The sequence below is a fragment of the Glycocaulis sp. genome, assembly GCF_052168375.1.
GTDB lineage: Bacteria > Pseudomonadota > Alphaproteobacteria > Caulobacterales > Maricaulaceae > Glycocaulis.
Map to the genome: position 1 here is coordinate 1 of NZ_JBQLZR010000247.1, position 19,638 is coordinate 19,638.

Genomic DNA, 19,638 nt, shown 5'->3' on the forward strand with positions numbered 1-19,638 from the left:
GGTCGAGATCATCGAGATGCTCGGCCCCGCGGCTCACCTGATCGAGCAGGTCAGCCCGCCCGATCACGTCTTCGATGGAATTCGCGCCCAGACGGGCAAGGATTTCGCGTGCATCGCGAGCGATGAAGGTCATCAGGTTGACGACATGGTCGGCAAGGCCGGTAAAGCGCTTACGGAGTTCATCATCCTGCGTGCAGACACCGACCGGGCAAGTGTTGGAATGGCACTGGCGCACCATCAGGCAGCCGAGCGCCACGAGGCTGGTCGTGCCGATGCCGAACTCCTCTGCGCCCAGCATCGCGGCGATGACTACATCACGCCCTGTTCGGATGCCGCCATCGGCGCGAAGGGTCACCCGCTCGCGAAGCCCGTTGAGAGACAGCACCTGGTGGGCTTCCGACAGGCCAAGCTCCAGCGGCGCGCCGGCAAACTTGATCGAAGTCTGCGGGCTCGCGCCTGTTCCCCCGACATTGCCGGAGATCAGGATCACATCTGCGTGGGCCTTGGCGACGCCTGCCGCCACCGCGCCGACACCAGCGGCGCTGACCAGCTTCACGCAGACGCGCGCATCGGGATTGATCTGTTTGAGGTCATAGATGAGCTGGGCGAGATCCTCGATCGAATAGATGTCGTGATGGGGCGGAGGCGAGATAAGCGTCGTGCCGGAAATGGCGTGGCGCATCTTTGCGATGAACTGCGTCACCTTGAAGCCGGGCAATTGCCCGCCTTCGCCTGGCTTTGCCCCTTGCGCGACCTTGATCTCTATCTCGCGGCATTCATTGAGATATTGCGCCGTCACGCCAAAACGGCCGGACGCAATCTGCTTCACGGCGGAATTCATGTTGTCGCCATTGGGCAGCGGCTTGTAACGCGCCGGGTCTTCCCCGCCCTCGCCGGAGACCGACTTGGCCCCGATCCGGTTCATGGCGACGTTGAGCGCGCCGTGTGCCTCTGGCGAAAGCGCGCCAAGGCTCATGCCCGGCGTCACGAAGCGCTGGCGAATCTCGTTCACGCTCTCGCAGGCAGAGATATCGATCGACGGACCCAGGGGGCGCATGTCGAGCAGGTCGCGAAGCTGGATAGGCGGCTTGGACTGCTGCAACTCCACAAACTGGCGAAAGGCGGCATAGTCTTCATTGCGTACCGCTTTTTGCAGCGCGGTGACGCTCAGTGCCTCCACCGCGTGCACTTCGCCGGACGCACGCTGGCGGTAGAACCCGCCGACGGGCAGACGCACCGCGCCTTCCATCTCCCACGCCCAGCGATGCAGTTCGGTCAGCTTCTGTTCGAGGCCGGAAAGCCCGACCCCGGAAATGCGGCTGGTCACGCCGCCCAGATATTCCGACGCAACCGCGCGCGAGAGGCCCAGCACTTCGAAATTGCACCCGCCCCGATAGGAGGAAATGACGGCAATCCCCATCTTGGAGAGGATTTTCATCAGGCCTGCATCGAGCGCCTTCTTCATGTGCCAGGCGCGCTTTTCTGCCGTGAGCTGGCCAAGGCCGCGCTGGGTGCGGGCCGTTACCGTTTCAAAGGCGACATACGGGTTCACGGTGGTGGCACCCAGCCCGATCAGCACCGCGCAGGCATGTGCGTCCATTGCATCGGCAGCGCGCACATTGAGTGAAACGTGTGTGCGGAGCCCTTCCCGCGTCAGGAAGGTGTGGGCCGCCCCGACGGCCAGCGCCATCGGTACCGCGCAGCGCCCCGGTCCTTGCGCCTCGTCGGTCAGGACCAGATGCTGCGCCTTGCCATCGCGAACGGCTTCGGCCGCATCGGCGCGGATACGGTCCAGCGCCTCACGCAGCCCGGCCCCGCTCCCCGTCGCCTCTTCCAGCGCAAACGTGCAGTCGATCTCGGCCACGCCCTCGCCCAGAACGGCGCGCAGGCGCTGGTACATGCCGTTGGTGAGCACCGGGCTTTCCAGGACGAACACGTCGGTCTGCGTCTCGTCCGTCGCGAGGATGTTGCCAAGGTTCTTGAACCGCGTTTTCAAGCTCATTACCCGGCCTTCGCGTAGCGGGTCGATAGGCGGGTTGGTGACCTGCGAGAAGTTCTGGCGGAAATAGTGATAGACCGGGCGGTAGCGGTTGGAGAGCACGGCGAGCGGGCTGTCATCGCCCATCGAACCGATCGCTTCCTTCCCGTCCTCGGCCATGGGCGAAAGGATGATCTCGATATCTTCGAGCGTCAGACCGGCTGCGGCCTGCCGGCGCGCACGGGTTTCCTCGTCCCACAGAAGCGGTTCCGGGCCAGGGCCGACTTCGGCCTCGATATCGCGAATGTTCGACAGCCACTCATCGTAAGGATGCTTGGCGGCGAGATGGTCGAGGATTTCGTTGGCATCGTAGAAACGCCCGGCATCGAGATCGACCGCGATCATGCGCCCCGGCTCGACACTGCCGCGCCGGGCTACCCGCGACTGGGGCAGCGGCGTCATGCCGGTTTCCGACCCCACCACGATGAGATCGTCATGGGTGCGCAGCCAGCGCAGGGGGCGAAGCCCGTTACGGTCAAGCCCCGCCACCGCCCAGCGCCCGTCACAGGCCGCCAGCGCGGCCGGACCGTCCCACGGCTCCATGACCGAGTTGCAGTGTTCATAAAGCCCGCGCCAGCGCGCCGGCATGATGTCGGCCTTTTTCGACCAGGCTTCCGGGATGAGCAGGGCTTTGGCCATTGGCGCAGACCGTCCGGCGCGCACCAGCACCTCGAAGACCTGGTCGAGGGCGGCAGAATCCGACGAGCCCGCCTGGATGACCGGCTTTACCACCTCCTCGGCGTCGGCAAACGCCTTGGACGCCATGAGAATCTCATGGCTCTTCATCCAGTTCACATTGCCCTTGAGCGTGTTGATTTCGCCATTATGGGCGAGCATGCGGAAGGGCTGGGCGAGCTTCCATTCGGGAAACGTATTCGTCGAATAGCGCTGGTGGAAGATCGCAAAGGACGAGACAAAGCGTTCATCGGTCAGGTCCGGGTAGAAGCGGTCGATCGCTTCGGCCAGGAACATGCCCTTGTAGATGATGTCGCGCGTCGAGAGTGAGGCGATGTAGAAGCCGGGCAGGTTCTCCTCACGCGCGCGCTTCTCGATACGCCGGCGCACGATATAGAGCTGGCGGTCGAGAATGTGGGCCTTCTTGCCGCGCGGATCGTCAAACAGGATTTGTTCGATGGCCGGGCGGGTCGCGTTCGCCTTCTCACCGAGGCAGGACGGGTCCACAGGTGTCTGGCGCCAGCCATAGAGGCGAAAGCCCGCCCGCAGGATTTCCGTCTCCACGATGGTCCGCCCGCGTTCCTGCGCGGCAAAGTCCGTGCGTGGCAGAAAGATCATGCCCACGGCAACCGGGCCTTCGCCGGGCACATGGCCGGTGCGGGCCACCTGCTCCTTGAAGAAGTCCTGCGGCACGCCGACGCGCACACCTGCCCCGTCACCTGTCTTGCCATCGGCATCGACCGCGCCGCGATGCCAGACGGCTTTCAGGGACCGGATCGCCAGTTCCACGACTTCGCGCCGGGGCTGGCCATCAATCGCGGCAATGAGGCCGACGCCGCACGCATCACGCTCGGAGGCCGGATCATAACTGCCCGCCTCGATCAGGCGCTGGCGTTCGGCGGCATAGCGGTTCAACTCGCTCATTCGGCAGGCTCCAGTTCGCGTGCGGCCCCGGCGGCGGCGCGCGCCATCAGATCGGCATGAATGGTGGCAGCGGCATCCTGCCCGTCCTTGATGGCCCAGACCACCAGCGAGGCACCGCGCACGATATCCCCGCCCGCATAGACGCCCGGCAGGCTGGTCCGGCAGGCTTGCGTGACCCGGATCGTGCCGCGCGGTGTGGCGCTGATATCGCCGAGCGTTGAAATATCCTCGGCCTCATATCCGAGCGCGGCAATGACGAGATCGCCCTCGAGGTCGGCTTCTGCGCCCTCCAGCACGACCGGCTGGCGCCGCCCGTCGGCATCGGGAGCGCCAAGGCCCATGCGCTGCGCCACCACACCGGTCAGGCGGGCCGCATCACCCTTGAGCGCCAGAGGCGCAGACAGCCATTCAAAGATGACGCCCTCTTCCTCGGCATGGGAAACCTCACGGATGGAGCCGGGCATGTTCTCCCGGTCACGCCGGTAAAGGCAGGTGACAGAGGCCGCGCCCTGGCGGATGGCAGTGCGCACACAGTCCATGGCGGTGTCCCCGCCGCCAATGACGATCACCTTGCGGCCCTTGGCCTGCAGCCGGTCTTCGCCCTCAATCTCTTCGCCGAACCCGCGCCGGTTGGACGCCATCAGATAGTCGAGCGCCGGGATGAGACCTTCACTTCCAGAGCCCGGACAGGTCAGGGCGCGCGCCTTGTAGGTGCCGATGGCGAGGAAAACCGCATCATGGCGGGAGCGTAGCTCATCCAGGCTGATATCTCGTCCCAGCTCGGTCTCGAGCTTGAACACCACGCCGCTCGCCTCGAGGCGCTGTGTGCGGCGCTCCACGACCGACTTGTCGAGCTTGAAATTGGGAATGCCATAGATCAGCAGGCCACCTGCCCGGTCATGCCGGTCATAGATGGTGACGGCGTGTCCCTGCTCGCGCAGGCGTTCTGCCGCTGCAAGGCCGGCCGGCCCGGCGCCAACCACGCCGACCGAAAAACCCGTCTCGCGCTTCGGGTGGATCGGCTCTATCCAGCCCTCCTTCCACGCAGTCTCGGTGATATGCGTCTCGACCGCGCCGATGGTCACGGCGCCATGGCCGGACTGCTCGATCACACACGCGCCTTCGCACAAACGGTCCTGCGGGCAGATACGTCCGCAAATCTCCGGCAGTGTGGAGGTAGCGCTTGAGCGCTCCCAGGCCTCGCGCATGCGCCCTTCAGCAGCCAGCATCAGCCAGTCTGGAATATCATTGTGCAGCGGGCAGCCCGACTGGCAGAACGGCACGCCGCACTGCGAACAGCGCGCGGCCTGATCGGCGCCAGCCTTCGGATTGAACGGCGCATAGATCTCGTCGAAATCGCCACGCCGCTCATTGGCGGGGCGCTTGGCCGGGTAGCTCTGGTCCAGCTCTGTAAAACGGAGCATGGCGCTCTCCTTTTTCGACGCAAAGGGCATGAAGGCCGCTGGCCGGATGGGCGGGCATTGCACGCCGCCTTTGTCCGGACATCTGCTGCATTGCAACATGAAGATGACACTTCCGCAAGCGCCTCTCCGGAGCGGCTTGCGAAACGTAATTGACAATCATTCGCAGGTATGGAACATGCAAATGCGAATGCGTCGCGATAAGCGCGCATCCACCCGCCGCGCGAAGGTTACTGACGCCCATGTATGTGTGCATCTGCAACGCCCTGAAATGCTCGCAGTTCCGCGATGCGGCGCGTTCCGGCGCGCAGGACGTCTCCAGCGCCTTCAAGGCCTGCGGGGCAAAGCCGCGCTGCGGGCGTTGTCTGGAAGAGGCCGCAAGCCTGATCGAGCAGTCCTTGCCGCGCCTCGATGCCCTGCCTGAGGCTGTCGCCGCCGAGTAGCGGCTTCCTGAGAACGCCTCTTAGAAACAAAAGCAAACAAAATCAGGGGCTTGGCCTTTCGCCTCGGCGCCCTATCCTGTAGTCTGTGTGCAAATCAGGTATTCTGGCAGGAGGCAAGGCCCATGAAAGGCGACAGCGGCGTTATCGAGCATCTCAACAAGGCGCTGAAACTGGAGCTGACCACGGTCAACCAGTATTTCCTGCATGCGCGCATGTTCAAGAGCTGGGGCTTCAATGCCATTGCCAAGATCGAGTATGAGGAATCCATCGACGAGATGAAGCATGCCGACATGCTCATCGACCGCATCCTCTTCCTCGACGGCCTGCCCAACGTGCAGGATCTCGGCAAGGTCCTGATCGGCGAGACCCTCAAGGAGTGCCTGGAATGCGACCTGAAGGCCGAGCAGAAGGCCCATCCGGTCTACAAGGAGGCCATCGCCTACTGTGAAAGCGTGCGCGACTATGGCTCGCGTGACCTTCTCGAAGTGATCCTGAAGTCGGAGGAGGAGCATATCGACTTCCTCGAGACCCAGCTTCAACTCATCGACCGTATCGGCGAGGAACGCTACATGCAGTCCATGATGGGCGAGCAGGGCGAACACGCCGGCTGAGGCAAGCACAGCACCTCCCATTTACAATGCGCGAAAAGCCCGCACGCCTTCGAGGCTGCGGGCTTTTTCACATTTTTCCGCGCGCGTGCGCCTTGCCAGCGCACCGGTAACCCGCTAAATCCGGACCTCGTTACAGAATAACATTACGGCTTGCCCGCCGGTCTGGAGCGCCTTTGGCCCCCGCGACGCTCACACTTCTGTTTGCCCTGCTGGCTGCCGGCATGGTCCTGGTGACCCTGGCGGGCTTGCGCTTTGCCGCAGGCTATACGCGCGCGCACTCCCCGCTTCTGGCGGCGTTTTCCGCAGGCCTCCTGCTGGCGGTCGCCGTTCTGCACCTGATCCCGGAATCCCTCGCAGGGTCAGGCATTGCCCTGTGGATGATCGCCGGCGGCATTGTGCTGGGCATCGCCATCCGGCAACTGACCGGGCGCATTGCCCCCTCGCGCGAGCAGGCGGTTGCGTTCGCGCCCGTCTTCGCCATTGCCCTGCACGCCGCCTTTGACGGGCTGACCTACACGATCGCCTTCTCGTCGGACGCGTTCAGCGGCTTCACCGCCGGGCTGGGCCTGCTCCTGCACAAGCCGGCCGATGCTGCCGTCTGCTTCATTCTCCTCCAGCGCGCAGGCCTGTCAGATACGCGCGCCGCGCTCTGGTCATTTGCCGCCGCGGGTCTCTCCACGCTTGTCTTTGCAGGCGCCACGGCGCCCTTTGCCGGGGCCCTCTCGCCTGCGCTGGTAGCAGGACTGCTGGGCCTTGCCGCAGGCGTACTCATCCACACCTCGGCAGCGCACCTGCTGGCGCACGCCCGCACGGGCGGCATTCGCCGCTCGGCAGCCATGGCTGCGCTGGGTATCGTGGCGGCAACGGGCCTGACGGCCGCGCATCGTGCCGGGCACGATCACGATCATCACCTGCCCGGCCATCATCACGACGGGCATGAGCACGCGCATGAAGCCATCGTGCTGTCTTCGGCGCCGCATTTCGGCCCAGTCGGCGGCCCATCTTCCAATCGCAACGTCAAGGCCGCCTCGCGCGTTGATGAGGCAGGTAATCAGGGAGACTAGCCATGAAGCGTCTGATGCTCGCCGCCCTTCTGGCCGGAACGGCCATTGCGCCTGCTCTCGCGCAGGAGCATGAACATCGCCATGCTGGCACCCATGTGCACGGCCTTGCCGAACTGGCGGTTGCGGTAAATCCGGATGGCACGCTCGTCGCCGAGATGGAAAGCCCGCTCTACAATCTTATCGGATTTGAACGTGCGCCGCGCGATGATGCCGAGTACGCGCTGGTGGCTGCTGCGCTGGCCAAGCTGGAATCCGATGCCCGTCCGGGCTTCAACACCGAGGCGGGCTGCGTCCTGTCGCAAACGGCAATCGAAGGCTTCCCCCACGCCAGCGCGCAACATGGGCACGAGCATCACGAGGCCCCGGCCGATCACGAGGGCGACGATCATGACCATGATCATGGTCACGAAGACGGTCATGCGCACCATGACGCGCATGACCATGATGAACACAGCCATGATGAAGCCGAACACGTCCATGATCATTTCGGCGATCACAGCGAGGCGGAAACCCCGCCTGCAGGCGACGGGCATGGCCATGATCACGATGCGGCGCGCTATTCTGACGGCTTTGTGAGCTGGACCTATATGTGCAGCCAGCCAGACCGGCTGGCTCGCATCGAGACCGGTGACCTCTTTGCCGGGTTCGAGCGCCTGGAGCGCGTGAATGTTCAGTTTTTCGATGGCACGCGCAATGCGGCCGGAGAGCTGACGCCCGCCTCCAGCACGCTTCAGATCCGCTAATATCGTTATATTATAACGTGTAAGCGGTGCTTGCCGCGGGCCGTGCGTGTGCACACATTCAGCCCATGATGATACGCGCGCTCATTCTCGTCTTCGCCCTTCTTCCCGTATTCGCCATGACGGGCGCCGAAGTGCGTGCCAATGACGGTGCCCGCGAGATCGTCTGGGCAGACCTTCTGCCCGAAGGCGAGAGCGAGCGTCTCGCCCGCCTGCAACAGATGCAGGCGATCGAGCTGGGCTTCGAGCATTTCGGTGCCGAACAATTGCCCCAGATCATGAGCTTTGCCGCCGTCGAGGAACTTGATGGCCAGCGCGTGCGGCTGGGTGGCTATATCCTGCCCTTCGACTATTTTTCCGGCGGCCGGGTGACCCGCTTCCTGCTTGTGCCCTATGTCGGCGCGTGCATCCACGTGCCCCCGCCTCCGCCCAACCAGCTGGTCTATGTGGAGACCTCGGAGCCGGTGGAAGTGGAAGGGCTGTGGGACCCGATCTACGCTGAAGGTGTCATCCGTATCCAGCGCCAGGACACCGATCTTGCCGCCGTGGCCTACACGCTGGAACTTGAGTCCATTACACCCTACCGGCCATAGCGCGCCCCTGTATTGCCCCATTCGTGAACGCGTGCGGCCACGCTTGGCCGCTATCCGTGACAGGCCGGAGACGCCGACTCCGGCAAGGTGCATCTCGCTAGCATCAGTCTTGCGAAGCATGTACCGGGATCCGCCCGGATGTCCCAGCGCGGCACACAAATCGCACTGAGGGGGGCGATGGAGCGCCAGCGCGGCACCGAGGCGGGTCCCACCCTTCCCTTCATGCGCTCCCGCATACAGGGCGCTTTTACTTCCCCGGAATCCGCCATATGGTGAACCCCTGATTTGCCGGGGGTTTTCATGCGTACACAAATCATTGCCGGACTTGCCGGACTTGCCGCCCTTGCCTGCCTTGCCGGTACGGCGCAGGCACAGCTGAGCGAAGTCCGCGTCGGCGTGGTCGCCCACGACCTTGCCCGCAGCATCGAGGATGGTGTCCAGATTTCCGGCCAGCTTGTCTTTGACAGCCCCGATTTCATGGCGCCGGTCTGGTCCCCGCGCCCCTATCTCTACGGCTCGTTCAACAGCGAGGGGAACACCAATCTGGGTTCGGCCGGCCTTCTGTGGACCGGCAATTTTGCCAACGGCTTCTCGCTCGATGGCGGGTTCGGCATCGCCTATCATGACGGCGTGCGCGACGTGTCCCAGCTGCCGCCCAATGATCCGGACCGCATCCGCCTCGCCGGATCGCGCGCCCTGCTTGGCTCACGCTTCCTGTTCCACACCCAGCTCGGCCTCGACTATGCGGTCACTCCGCGCGTCGCCGTGGGTGTGTATTACGAGCACTTCTCCAACGGGCAGATCCTGGGCCAGGGCCGCAATCAGGGCCTCGACGAGATCGGTGCCCGCATCAGCTGGCGCTTCGGGCAGTAGCCGGCCGGCTATTCAATCCATTCAGAACCAAGCGCCGGTCCTTGCGCGTCAGGGGCCGGCATTTCTCCATTGGGGTCCTCGCCGCGCGGCACATAGGTGTAGGCGCTCAGAATGTCCCAGTGCGGCCTTCCTGGCATGCGCGCCTGCAGGACAAAGGCAAAGCGGCCATCAGGCAATGGTGTCCAGCGGGCACGCAGCTCCTCACGGACAGAGTCCTCTTCACCGCTTTCGGACCAGCCCGTCATCACAAGTGATCTGTCCTGTATGGAGCCGGACAGGTCGTAATAGAAGAAATCCGGGTTGTAGGTCTCGCGCCACTGGCCGCTATCAGGATCGACAAAGAGGGCACGCTGAAGCTGGTTCTCCGGCTCGACCTCGATCATCTCCACCACTTCGCAGGCATCGGCATCGAGCACGTAATAGCTCTGCCCGCCATAGACCCCGGTCTGCTCATAGCGGTTCCACTCGCCGGACAGGAAGGCAAGTGCTTCCAGCCTCTGCGGGTCGCATTGCGCGAAGGCTGCGTCGTTGACGATCGCAAGAAGCGCGGTCGCGCCCAGCATGCTGCATTTCATGACCCTGACCCTCCCGGTGGCGGCCTGACCTGTGAAGCAAGCCACAGTTCAGGCGGCAAGACCAACGAAATGAGACGTCAATCGTCAAACAGGCCTGCCGGACTGGCGGGTCCTGCCGCGCCCTCTGCCGGGTCGGTGCCATTGGGGTCTTCGCCGCGTGGCACATAGGTCAGGTGCGCCCACTCGCCCCAGCTTTGCGTTCCGGCATCAAACTGCTGGAAGTGCTGGATCACATGGCCATTTTCCTGCCGCTCCCAGCGACCGCGAAACGGCGCGCTGCGAGAGCCTGCGCCGGGACGGAAATAGGTGATCTCGCCTTCCAGATGCATGGTGTTGTCGCCATAGGGCACGCCGGAATAGTCGATATGCAGGTTCGAGCTGACCCAGACTTGGCGCCACGCGCCGCTGGCCGGATCGACAAAGTTCAGGCTGTGGCCGTCCATTCCGGCCTGGCGGGGCTGCCAGTGTTCATGCAGCACGCAGCCCCCGCCACCGGAAGAGATCAGGTTGTGGCCCTGAAAACTGCCGTCCGTGCCGTACACATTCCACGCCCCTTCCCAGAAGTTGAAGGCATCGTGCAAGGCATGGCCTGAACATCCGGCCTGCTGGGCGTGGACGGCCGCACCCGGCACAGTGAGAGCAAGGCAGAGCCCTGTCAGGGCCGCCAGCCGGAGGGATTTTGCCGCCATGTTCCTTACCTTTCCTGGTTTGGCTTGAAAGCGTGGAGCCGCCTTGTCCGCTCCATCAACCCACATTCACGTGAGCACGCGCCCTTGCCGCCTGCGCTGCGGCGCTATAAGCCGTCATTCCGCATGATGCAGCGGAGTTTCTCTCATGGCCAATGTAGTCGTCGTCGGCGCCCAGTGGGGTGACGAAGGCAAGGGCAAGATCGTCGACTGGCTGTCGCTGAGGGCCGATGTCGTGGCCCGCTTCCAGGGCGGTCACAATGCCGGGCACACGCTTGTCGTCGACGGCGTGACCTACAAGCTCTCCCTCATGCCCTCCGGCGTGGTGCGCGGGAAACTCTCGCTTCTGGGCAATGGTGTCGTCATTGACCCTTGGGCCTTTCTGGCAGAGGTCGAAAAGGTGCGTGCGCAAGGCGTCGCGATCACACCTGACCTTGTGAAGATTGCCGAGACCGCTGCCCTGATCCTGCCGGTCCATCGCGATCTCGACGGCTTCCGCGAGAACCGCGATGACGGCATGAAAATCGGCACCACGCGGCGCGGCATCGGCCCCGCCTATGAGGACAAGGTGGGCCGGCGCGCCGTCCGGGTTATCGATCTGGCCGACGAAAAGGGGCTGCGCGCCCGCATTGCCGACCTTCTCCATCACCATAACGCGCTGCGCCGTGGCTATGGCGAGCCGGAATACCAGGCCGAGGAACTGGTTGCCTCCCTGCTGGAGATTGCACCGAAAATCCTGCCCTATGCGGCGCCTGTCTGGCGGATGCTGGATGAGGCCATCGCCGAGGGCCGCAAAGTCCTGTTCGAGGGCGCGCAAGGCGCTTTCCTCGACGTCGATCACGGCACCTATCCGTTTGTGACCAGTTCGAACACCGTTTCGGGCCAGGCTGCCGCCGGCACCGGCGTCGGCCCCGGCAAGACCGGCTATGTGCTGGGCATTGTGAAAGCCTACACCACCCGCGTGGGCGAAGGCCCCTTCCCGACCGAGCTGACCGACGAGACCGGACGCCTGATCGGCGAGAAGGGTCACGAGTTCGGCACTGTCACCGCCCGGCAGCGCCGCTGCGGCTGGTTCGATGCCGTGCTGGTGCGCCAGTCGGCCAAGTTCAATGGCCTCAACGGCATTGTCCTGACCAAGCTGGACGTGCTCGACGGGTTCGAGACCCTCAAAGTGTGCACCGGCTACCGGCTGGACGGAGAGATCATCGACCGCCTGCCCGCGTCCACCGCCGACCAGGCCCGCGTCACGCCGGTCTATGAGGAGATGGAAGGCTGGAGCGGCTCCACCAAGGGCGCGCGCTCCTGGGCGGACCTGCCTGCCGAAGCGGTCAAATATGTCCGCCGCATCGAGGAACTGATCGAGACACCCGTCGCGATGGTCTCCACCAGCCCGGAGCGCGAGGACGTCATCCTGATGCAGGACCCGTTCAGAGGGTAAGCAATGGTCCGCGCCAGCGGTTGGAACAGTCCGGGGGACTGTTTCAAGGCTCGAACGTGCCGGTGCGCGCTACTGACGAAGGGTGCCGTGCCCGTCTTCCACCCGCTCAAGCCCGGCGAGGCGCCTTGCGATGCGGGCATGGCCGTCAAGCTGACGGGCGGTTTCTTCCGCTGAGGGCAAGGTATCGGCCATGTCGAGATCGGTCGTTCCGCCCAGTACCACCGAGCTTCGGCGCGGGAACATGTAGAGAATGCCGCCCTCCCATGCCGTATAGGCGTAATCGAGCTCGGGCTGCGGTAGCAGCATGGTCAGCTGGCCGCGCATGGGCCGAAGCTCGGGATCGCCAAAAAGATCGCGCGCACCCAGCCCGGTGCAATTGACGATCACGCGTTCATCCAGCCGCCCGATATCAGAGGCCGTCTCGAAGCGGCGCATGACGATACGACCGCCTGCATTCTCGAAATCGGCCATCAGGGCGCGCAGATAGATGTCCGGATCGATCATCAGCACATGGTTCTCGGTCACTGAAGGATAGCCGAACCAGGTTTGCGGATCCGTATGCCGGATGAGGCCCGGATAAAGATGATCCAGCGGCTGGGGTTCGCGTGGACCCCCTGGCGTGCGCAGGGAAAAGTCGTACTGGCGCAGCCAGTACACGCCATAGCGCGGATCGTTGGCCAGATGCTGGAAGGCCCGCTGGCTGACACGCGCTGCATCGACGAAACGGGCAAGGAAGGCCTCGTCCACGCTCTGGCGCCGGTAGAGGCTGGAAGGGCCCCACACCGCGCCGGCAATGTTGGAGGTGGTGTGTGGCGGCAGGGCCTCGGCATAGATGGTGACGTTCATGCCCCGCCGGCGCAGGAGAAGCGCGGTCGTCAGCCCGATCACCCCGCAGCCCAAAACAGCCACCGATGTGGCGTCCGTTGCGGCCAGCAGTGCGCGTTCCGCCTCTGCCGCCGTGCCCCAGCTCATCGTCACTCCGGCACCGCCATGGCCGTAATGATGGACCAGCGTCTTGCGGCGGGAAAAACGCTCTGCCCTGACCACATAGCCGGTTTCGCGAAAGGGCCTCAGGCCCACGACCTGCCGGATGATGCGCCGCGGTGAGATGTCAGCCGGGACAAAGTTCGGCGCCTGATCGAGCGAGGGCGTGCGCGCAGGCGCAGCCCCGGCACCGATCAGGGGCGCCGCTACCATCCCCAGACCCGCGCCGGTTATGAGTTTCAGGGCGGAACGGCGATCCATGGCAGGGCCTTTTGTGCAGCGGGTCGGGCGGCCAGCCTGCCTTGGCGCAGGTGAAAAATCTATTCGCCTGTCAGCATGGCCTCGCGCACCCGCACGGCGCTGGCCGGAAAGTCGGTGAAGACACCGTCCACGCCCAGCGCGAACAAGGCGCGCAGTTCTGCGTCGGTATCGCCTTCGGCGAGTATGGACGGCGCGTCATCGCGATGCGTCCAGGTGTGGACGGCAAGGCCCAGCGCATGCGCGCGTTCCAGATAGCCGGTGCTTGACCCGTCAGGGTTCAGGAGCAGGCCCTTGTAGGCACCGATCGCGTCGACGAACCCGGCCACCTGCTCGAGCGTGTAGCCGTTCATGTCTCCGCCCGGCTCGTCATTATAGTGCAGCATGGCCAGCGGCAGCGGCGTCATCGGACGCAAGCGCTCAAGGAAGGGCGCATCGAAGGACTGGATGATCACGAGGGCGGTATCGGTGTTGAGCCCGCGCGCCTCAAGCTCCGCAATCAGGATGGGCGCCGGATCAAGGCCCATGGCCGTGTGCTCTGCGGGCAGCTTGATCTCCGGCTCGACCGGAATCTCGCAGGCGCAAGCCGCCTCGGCCTCGTCCACCAGATCGAGAAACTGGCCAAAGGTCAGCACGGTGTCGCTGTCATCATATTCATCCGAACGCCCGGGATAGACCTGACGCGCGCCAAGGCTTGTCAGCTCCTCTGCGGTGAAGTCGACAACCCACCAGTCTTCCCGGCCCATCAGTTCGCGGCGGCGGTCGGCAAACTCCGGCCTGTCGGCAATGTCGGTCGAGGTGGAGAGCCAGGGGTCGTGACGCACGATCAGCACGCCATCACGCGACACCATCAGATCGGGCTCGAGAATGTCGGCGCCCTGTTCCAGCGCCAGAAGATAGGCCGAGCGCGTGTGTTCGGGCCGGAAACCGCTGGCCCCGCGATGGGCGATGACCGCCGGCAGTTCACCGGTCAGGGTCGCGAATGTGCCGATCTCGCGCGCATCTTCGGCCAGCTGGCCGGAAAGCGCCTCCCCGGTGACCGCGACCTGCGGGCTGGCATCATCCTGCGGTACTTCCGCGGGCGGATTGCAGGCCGCCAGCAGGAGGGCAGACGAGACAAGACAGGTGAAATGACGCAGCAGCATGGACTTTTCCCTCAGACCGGTCCGGACACGAATTGCGAAGCTAGCCCGCGCCGGACCGTGAGGGCAGTGAAAATTCGGTGACGGGCTTCCGCAAAGCCTAGCTCCACCAGCCGAAGACCAGCCCGCGAATACTGTCGAAGGTCCACAGGCCCGCCAGCATGCCGATGATCGCGATCAGGAATATCCAGAAGCGGTAGCGCCGGGTCAGGCGCCAGACGGTCTGCACCGCCAGAACACTGGCGCGCCAGCCGGCGATGCGCACCGGCAGGCCGATGACCAGGCTTGCCACCAGCGTGATGGCAAAGAGCTGAACCTCGTAAGGCAGTGCCGCCATGGCCGTCTCGTCAGTGTGTCAGGCAGGCGGCGCCGCTCAGGTGCGGCCGCCAGCCGGGTTGATCCGGTCGTCACGCAATACGCCGCCCCCGCCGCCGGGGTCTGAAGGCGCGCAATAGGGCCAGCTGCCCGAGTTCTGGCCGCGCTCCGGGCACACGGTTTCGCCGGGCACGTTGGCGCAGGCGGCAACAAGGCCGCACGCAGCTGCGATACCGGCAAGGCGGATCGCACGCGCGAGGCGGAATTTCACGGACATGACAGAAGCGCTCCCTCAGGCTTGGCGGCGATGATCACCTTTGCCCGGCGGGCTGGCAAGGCGTTTTGCATCCCGCGCGATGGGTTCACGGCGCCTTAACGCTGTTGGCGTTAGGTGGCTGGACTTGCCACAGCACGAGCTGGACCCCCTCTTGAGCCGCACCTCGATCCGTGTGCCCGTAGGCCGTTCAAGACGCCGCAGACCCGGCGGCTGGATGCTGCTTTTGCGCGCGGTAACGGCCCTTGCGACCATCAGCGCCCTGCTGGGCGCGATGTATCTGGTGGGCCTCGCGCGTGACCTGCCCGATACCAGCTCGCTGGCCGCAGCGCCGTCCGGCACAGCCATGACCTTCCTCGACCGGCAGGGCCGCGTTATCGCCCGGCGCGGGGAATCCTCCGGCACGACCATCCATGCCGATCATCTGCCCGAACATCTCGTCGATGCCGTTCTCGCCGTCGAGGACCGGCGCTTTTACCAGCATTTCGGCATTGATCTGATCGGCACAGCACGCGCAGCACTGGCAAACTTGCGCGCAGGCCGGGTGGTGCAGGGCGGCTCTACCATCACCCAGCAGCTGGCCAAGAACCTCTTCCTGACGCCCGACCGCACCATGCGGCGCAAGATGCAGGAAATGATGCTGGCCTTCTGGCTCGAGACCCGTTTCACCAAGGACGAGATACTCGCCCTCTATCTGAACCGCGTCTATTTCGGCGCTGGAGCCTGGGGCGCCGAGAACGCCTCGCGGCGCTATTTCGGGCGCGGCCCGCACGAGCTCGATATCGGTCAGGCTGCGCTTCTGGCAGGCCTTCTCAAGGCGCCCTCGCGCTACTCACCGGCCAATGACACCGCCCGCGCAGCCGTGCGCGCCACGGTCGTGCTCGACCTGATGCTGGCGACCGGCCGGATCAGCGAAGAGGAGCGGCTGGAAGCAGCCTCGGCGCCGATCCGCGTCTCGCGCGGCTCCTCGAGCCCCGGCGCCGGATGGTTTGCCGACTGGGCGACCAGCGAGGCGCGCACCCTCCTTGCGCTTCATGCCCCGTCCTGGACGGGCGATGTGGTGGTGCGCACCTCTCTGGATGTTGATGCACAGAGGGCAGCAGACACGGCGCTTCGAAGCGGCCTTGCAGACCCGGAGATTGCGCGCGGCGCGGCCAATGGCGCGATCATTGCGCTGGATGGCGCGGGCGGCATCGCTGCCATGACCGGTGGGACGGACTATGCGCGCTCGCCGTTCAACCGGGCCACGGCCGCGCGCCGCCAGCCGGGCTCCGCCTTCAAGCCCTTCATCTATGCCTCTGCCTTCGAGGCGGGCTGGGCACCATCAGACCGCATGGTCGATGAGCCAGTAAGTTATGGAAGCTGGTCACCGGCGAACTGGGAAAACCGGTATGAGGGCGAAATGAGCCTTGAGCGGGCCTTTGCGCGTTCGTCCAACTCGGTAGCCGTGCAACTCGCCGAAGCCACTGGGCGGGCCTATACGCTGCGCCTGGCCCGGCGCCTTGGCATTGAAAGCCCGATGGAAAACACCCATTCGCTGTCGCTGGGCGCCTATGAAGTGACACCGCTGGAGCTGGCGCGCGCCTACGTCCCCTTCATGAATGGCGGGCGCGCAGTAGAGCCGCATGCCGTCACGCAGCTCGAAACGCCTGCAGGCGACATCCTCTGGACACGCGACCGCACACCGGGCGCAATTGTGCTGGCCGAACGTGTCGTGCGCGACATGGACCAGCTTTTTGCCGCCACCATCGATTACGGGACCGGGCGGGCGGCTGCCGTACCCGGACGGCAGGTGCGTGGCAAGACCGGCACTACGAACGCTTTCCGGGATGCCTGGTTTGCCGGCTGGTCTGAAGGCCTCGTGACCGTCGTCTGGACCGGCAATGACGACAACACGCCGACCGAGGCCGGTTCGGGCGGTACGGGGCCTGCGCGCATCTTCGCGCAGATGATGGCCGCGGCGCCCGCTCTGGCCCTGCCTGAAACCCTGCCCTCACCGGCAAGGCCTGGCGATTCTGACAGGCTGGCCCGGCTCCTGAGCGCGCTGGAAGACGAAAATCTGCTGATAGCGGAGACCGGCGATAGCGCTGGCGCCGGGCAAGACGAGCCCGTTCCCGAAGAGCCCGTTGATCCGATTGCAGGACTGCTTTCGCGCCTGCCACAGGACTGACCCTAGCCCCTGACCCGGTGAGGCATTAGGTTTGCGGGCTCTGTCCGCTTGTTACCGAAGGCTTCGCCCATGCCGACGCTACGCCTCCTGCCCCTCCTTCTGGTACCGGTGCTCTGGCTTTCTGCCTGCGGCAATGGCGACGAGACCCGCGAACCGCCCCCCACTCGTGTCACCGCCGATGATGCCGCAGAGGCTGCTGCGATCCTCGGCCTTGAAGAACAGGGGCGGGCAAGCTGGACCGCGCGCGAGTTCTCCGGCGGCGTCTTCCGGTTTGAAGGCTTTGCGCTGGCGCTGAGTGATGATGCAGAGAGGCCGGCCCGCCTCGAAGCCGCGATCATGGAAATTGCCTCTCCGCGCCTAGAGGACTCAATTGTCCGCTTCGACAGGCTGACTCTGGAAAACACGGTGCTCAGCGATGGTGAGGGCGGGGAAACCCGCGTGGAGCGCCTGCTCGTCGACCGGCCGGGCCCGGAGTTGTCGCGCTCCATTGCGGCGGCCTTTTCCGGCGAAACCCCGGACCTGCCCGCGCTGGCGGACAATCTGGGCGGCTATGGCTTTCGCGAACTTGTGATAGGCGGCCTTTCCGCCACCCTGCCAGAGGGCGAAGGCGTGTTGCAGGCCGCCGAACTCACATTGACCGGGCTTGATGAAACCGGGCTGGACGGGCTGCTCGCCGAAAGCATCAGCTTTGAGGCCCCCCAGACCCGCTTTGGCATTGAAAGCGTCGTGATGGAGGAGGTGGGCGCCCGCTTCCTGCAATCGGTCTTCACCGGCACATCGGCGACCGCCCTGCCTTTCATCATGTCAGGAACGCCGTCCGATTATTACCGGCGCCTCGATGTGACCGGGCTGTCAGGCCTAACGAACGGCCTGACCTTCGACATGGAAAGCCTTTCTGTCACCGTGACCGAGGAGCAGGGGGGACTGCGCACCCTCGCGGCCCTGCCGGCCTTGCGTCTTGGTGCGGAGGCGAGAAGCCCGGCGGGCGCGAACGTCGAGCGCATGCTCGACTATCTGGACTATGAGGCCATCGTCCTGCGCTTCGAGAGCGATACGCTTTATGACCCGGTGACCGATACGCTGCGTACGATCAATGACAATCTGTTCGTCTGGGAGGACGGGCTGACCCTCTCGGCCCATCAGGAGGTGAGCGGCGTTCAGGCCTACGCGGACGCCATAGCCGCCGCCCGCAGCGCCGGTGTCACCGACCCGCAGACCTTTGCCGGCTATGAGAGCCTTCTGCGGCTGGAGGCACTGGAAGTCCGGCTGGAAGACCAGTCTCTGCTCGACCGCAGCTTTTCAGCCTATGCCGACATGAACGGGGTAACGCCAGACCAGATGCGCGTTCAGGCCTCCGCGCTGATCGCGCTGGGCCTGTCTGCCCTGCCGGCAGAAATTCCGCGCCCCTTCCTCAACGCTATCGCCCAGCCCTTGTCGGATTTCGTGCGCGATGGCGGCACGCTCGTGATCAGGCTCGATCCGCCCGAACCGGTTGCCTTGCCTGACCTGACCAGCCCGTCTGGCGAGTTCGACATTGACCGGCTGGGACTTGGCGTACGCGTCGAACGCACCGACACCGAAGTGACAACGGACTAGGCATACGGGACTTCAGATACGTGGGCAGTCCGGTCATCCTCCTTAGCTCGCTCGTCGCGGGCAGCCGTGTCGGCGGCGGCGTCAGCGCGGCCGTACTGACACGGGCCGGGCACGTGCCTGAACATGTGCCGACGGTGATCTTCGGACGCCATCCCGGCCTTGGTGCACCCGGAGGCGGCGCAGTACCCGACGCGATCTTCGCCAGCGCCCTTGAAGGCTTGCAGGCCCATGGCGCGCCGCGCCGCGCCCGCGCCATCCTGACCGGATATTTTGCGAGCGCCGGGCAAGTGCGTGCGGCCAGCGCCTTCATCCGCGCAGCAAGGGACGCAAACCCGGGCCTGTTCGTACTGGTCGATCCGATCTGCGGAGATGGCGCGCCGGACGGCACGGCCAACGGTCTCTATGTAAAGCGCGAGACTGCCGAAGCGATTGCCAGCTTTCTTGTGCCGCTTGCAGATCTCGTTACGCCCAATGCCTTCGAGCTGGCCTTCCTTACAGGCACGCCGGTAACTGACCGTCAAAGTGCGGCGCGCGCAGCGCGGCAGCTCGGACGTCCGTCACTGGCAACATCCGTACCGGACGGCGAGGGTCGCCTCGCAGTGGTCCTGTGCGATGGCGAGACAGAGTGCCAAAGCAGCGTGGAGCGGCTGGAGGGCGTGCCCCATGGCACGGGTGATCATCTGGCGGCACTGGCGCTCTGCGCGGTCCTCGATGGCGTGACGGGCGACGCGCTCTGCCATGATGTGACGCAGAAGTGCGAGGCAGTGATCCGGGCCAGCCTTGCGGCGGGCGGATCAGACCTCCTCATATGAAATCCG

Annotated in this window: 18 protein-coding genes; 10 read left to right on the top strand and 8 right to left on the bottom strand. The window is 64.8% G+C overall.

What is annotated here, in order from left to right; translation table 11 throughout:
* Both gltB and ACTS2Z_RS10075 read right to left on the bottom strand, forming a co-directional pair.
* The coding region (gene gltB / locus ACTS2Z_RS10070) for a glutamate synthase large subunit (protein ID WP_442573082.1) at window positions 1-3,637 on the bottom strand (3,637 nt) is incomplete at its 3' end.
* Complete coding sequence (locus ACTS2Z_RS10075) at window positions 3,634-5,061, bottom strand: NAD(P)-dependent oxidoreductase (protein WP_442573083.1); 1,428 nt, start codon at window positions 5,059-5,061, stop codon at window positions 3,634-3,636. The genes ACTS2Z_RS10075 and gltB, both read right to left, overlap by 4 nt.
* A 239-nt stretch (window positions 5,062-5,300) precedes the next feature.
* On the opposite strand from ACTS2Z_RS10075, the gene ACTS2Z_RS10080 reads away from it, so the two are divergent.
* The 6 genes from ACTS2Z_RS10080 to ACTS2Z_RS10105 all read left to right on the top strand — a co-directional run bounded on the left by ACTS2Z_RS10080 (window position 5,301) and on the right by ACTS2Z_RS10105 (window position 9,382).
* Entirely contained in the window at window positions 5,301-5,501 is a 201-nt protein-coding gene (locus ACTS2Z_RS10080; protein ID WP_442573084.1) for a (2Fe-2S)-binding protein, read from the top strand.
* A 122-nt stretch (window positions 5,502-5,623) separates the two neighbouring features.
* Entirely contained in the window at window positions 5,624-6,112 is a 489-nt protein-coding gene (bfr, locus tag ACTS2Z_RS10085; RefSeq protein ID WP_442573085.1) for a bacterioferritin, read from the top strand.
* Window positions 6,113-6,285: 173 nt separating this feature from the next.
* Window positions 6,286-7,176, top strand: coding sequence for a hypothetical protein (locus ACTS2Z_RS10090; protein WP_442573086.1), 891 nt, complete (start codon window positions 6,286-6,288; stop codon window positions 7,174-7,176).
* 2 nt (window positions 7,177-7,178) lie between these two features.
* Window positions 7,179-7,919 (top strand): ZrgA family zinc uptake protein, encoded by a 741-nt coding sequence (locus tag ACTS2Z_RS10095; protein WP_442573087.1) that lies wholly within the window; start codon window positions 7,179-7,181, stop codon window positions 7,917-7,919.
* 65 nt (window positions 7,920-7,984) lie between these two features.
* Complete coding sequence (locus ACTS2Z_RS10100) at window positions 7,985-8,509, top strand: DUF3299 domain-containing protein (RefSeq protein ID WP_442573088.1); 525 nt, start codon at window positions 7,985-7,987, stop codon at window positions 8,507-8,509.
* Window positions 8,510-8,809: 300 nt separating this feature from the next.
* On the top strand, window positions 8,810-9,382 hold the full coding sequence (locus ACTS2Z_RS10105; RefSeq protein ID WP_442573089.1) for an acyloxyacyl hydrolase: 573 nt from the start codon (window positions 8,810-8,812) through the stop codon (window positions 9,380-9,382).
* Between the two features lie 8 nt (window positions 9,383-9,390).
* Here the strand turns inward: ACTS2Z_RS10105 and ACTS2Z_RS10110 are convergent, their stop codons facing one another.
* Together ACTS2Z_RS10110 and ACTS2Z_RS10115 are read right to left on the bottom strand one after the other, a co-directional pair.
* Entirely contained in the window at window positions 9,391-9,957 is a 567-nt protein-coding gene (locus tag ACTS2Z_RS10110) for a hypothetical protein (protein WP_442573090.1), read from the bottom strand.
* A gap of 77 nt (window positions 9,958-10,034) precedes the next feature.
* Complete coding sequence (locus ACTS2Z_RS10115) at window positions 10,035-10,646, bottom strand: hypothetical protein (RefSeq protein ID WP_442573091.1); 612 nt, start codon at window positions 10,644-10,646, stop codon at window positions 10,035-10,037.
* A gap of 145 nt (window positions 10,647-10,791) precedes the next feature.
* Between ACTS2Z_RS10115 and ACTS2Z_RS10120 the strand changes: the two genes are divergently transcribed.
* Entirely contained in the window at window positions 10,792-12,081 is a 1,290-nt protein-coding gene (locus ACTS2Z_RS10120) for an adenylosuccinate synthase (protein WP_442573092.1), read from the top strand.
* Window positions 12,082-12,150: 69 nt separating this feature from the next.
* Here the strand turns inward: ACTS2Z_RS10120 and ACTS2Z_RS10125 are convergent, their stop codons facing one another.
* The 4 genes from ACTS2Z_RS10125 to ACTS2Z_RS10140 form a co-directional block, all read right to left on the bottom strand.
* Window positions 12,151-13,326, bottom strand: coding sequence for an FAD-dependent oxidoreductase (locus ACTS2Z_RS10125; protein ID WP_442573093.1), 1,176 nt, complete (start codon window positions 13,324-13,326; stop codon window positions 12,151-12,153).
* A 59-nt stretch (window positions 13,327-13,385) separates the two neighbouring features.
* Window positions 13,386-14,468, bottom strand: coding sequence for a glycerophosphodiester phosphodiesterase family protein (locus tag ACTS2Z_RS10130; RefSeq protein ID WP_442573094.1), 1,083 nt, complete (start codon window positions 14,466-14,468; stop codon window positions 13,386-13,388).
* Window positions 14,469-14,565: 97 nt separating this feature from the next.
* A complete protein-coding gene (locus ACTS2Z_RS10135; protein ID WP_442573095.1) occupies window positions 14,566-14,802 on the bottom strand; it encodes a hypothetical protein in 237 nt (78 codons plus the stop codon).
* 36 nt (window positions 14,803-14,838) lie between these two features.
* Window positions 14,839-15,057: a hypothetical protein gene (locus ACTS2Z_RS10140; RefSeq protein WP_442573096.1), complete on the bottom strand. Its 219-nt coding sequence runs from the start codon at window positions 15,055-15,057 to the stop codon at window positions 14,839-14,841.
* 214 nt (window positions 15,058-15,271) lie between these two features.
* Between ACTS2Z_RS10140 and ACTS2Z_RS10145 the strand changes: the two genes are divergently transcribed.
* The 3 genes from ACTS2Z_RS10145 to ACTS2Z_RS10155 all read left to right on the top strand — a co-directional run bounded on the left by ACTS2Z_RS10145 (window position 15,272) and on the right by ACTS2Z_RS10155 (window position 19,632).
* A complete protein-coding gene (locus tag ACTS2Z_RS10145; RefSeq protein WP_442573097.1) occupies window positions 15,272-17,224 on the top strand; it encodes a transglycosylase domain-containing protein in 1,953 nt (650 codons plus the stop codon).
* Between the two features lie 69 nt (window positions 17,225-17,293).
* Window positions 17,294-18,820 carry a hypothetical protein gene (locus tag ACTS2Z_RS10150; RefSeq protein ID WP_442573098.1) on the top strand — a complete coding sequence of 509 codons (1,527 nt, stop codon included), beginning with the start codon at window positions 17,294-17,296 and terminating at the stop codon, window positions 18,818-18,820.
* 20 nt (window positions 18,821-18,840) lie between these two features.
* The gene (locus ACTS2Z_RS10155) at window positions 18,841-19,632 is read left to right on the top strand and encodes a bifunctional hydroxymethylpyrimidine kinase/phosphomethylpyrimidine kinase (RefSeq protein ID WP_442573099.1); all 792 of its coding nucleotides are present in this window, start codon (window positions 18,841-18,843) and stop codon (window positions 19,630-19,632) included.
* Window positions 19,633-19,638: the final 6 nt, after the last annotated feature.

Coding starts and splice junctions, on each gene's coding strand:
- ACTS2Z_RS10075 (WP_442573083.1), bottom strand. CDS start 5,061: ATGCTCCGTTTTACAGAGCTGGACCAGAGCTACCCGGCCAAGCGCCCC.
- ACTS2Z_RS10080 (WP_442573084.1), top strand. CDS start 5,301: ATGTATGTGTGCATCTGCAACGCCCTGAAATGCTCGCAGTTCCGCGAT.
- bfr (WP_442573085.1), top strand. CDS start 5,624: ATGAAAGGCGACAGCGGCGTTATCGAGCATCTCAACAAGGCGCTGAAA.
- ACTS2Z_RS10095 (WP_442573087.1), top strand. CDS start 7,179: ATGAAGCGTCTGATGCTCGCCGCCCTTCTGGCCGGAACGGCCATTGCG.
- ACTS2Z_RS10100 (WP_442573088.1), top strand. CDS start 7,985: ATGATGATACGCGCGCTCATTCTCGTCTTCGCCCTTCTTCCCGTATTC.
- ACTS2Z_RS10105 (WP_442573089.1), top strand. CDS start 8,810: ATGCGTACACAAATCATTGCCGGACTTGCCGGACTTGCCGCCCTTGCC.
- ACTS2Z_RS10110 (WP_442573090.1), bottom strand. CDS start 9,957: ATGAAATGCAGCATGCTGGGCGCGACCGCGCTTCTTGCGATCGTCAAC.
- ACTS2Z_RS10115 (WP_442573091.1), bottom strand. CDS start 10,646: ATGGCGGCAAAATCCCTCCGGCTGGCGGCCCTGACAGGGCTCTGCCTT.
- ACTS2Z_RS10120 (WP_442573092.1), top strand. CDS start 10,792: ATGGCCAATGTAGTCGTCGTCGGCGCCCAGTGGGGTGACGAAGGCAAG.
- ACTS2Z_RS10125 (WP_442573093.1), bottom strand. CDS start 13,326: ATGGATCGCCGTTCCGCCCTGAAACTCATAACCGGCGCGGGTCTGGGG.
- ACTS2Z_RS10130 (WP_442573094.1), bottom strand. CDS start 14,468: ATGCTGCTGCGTCATTTCACCTGTCTTGTCTCGTCTGCCCTCCTGCTG.
- ACTS2Z_RS10135 (WP_442573095.1), bottom strand. CDS start 14,802: ATGGCGGCACTGCCTTACGAGGTTCAGCTCTTTGCCATCACGCTGGTG.
- ACTS2Z_RS10140 (WP_442573096.1), bottom strand. CDS start 15,057: ATGTCCGTGAAATTCCGCCTCGCGCGTGCGATCCGCCTTGCCGGTATC.
- ACTS2Z_RS10145 (WP_442573097.1), top strand. CDS start 15,272: ATGCTGCTTTTGCGCGCGGTAACGGCCCTTGCGACCATCAGCGCCCTG.
- ACTS2Z_RS10150 (WP_442573098.1), top strand. CDS start 17,294: ATGCCGACGCTACGCCTCCTGCCCCTCCTTCTGGTACCGGTGCTCTGG.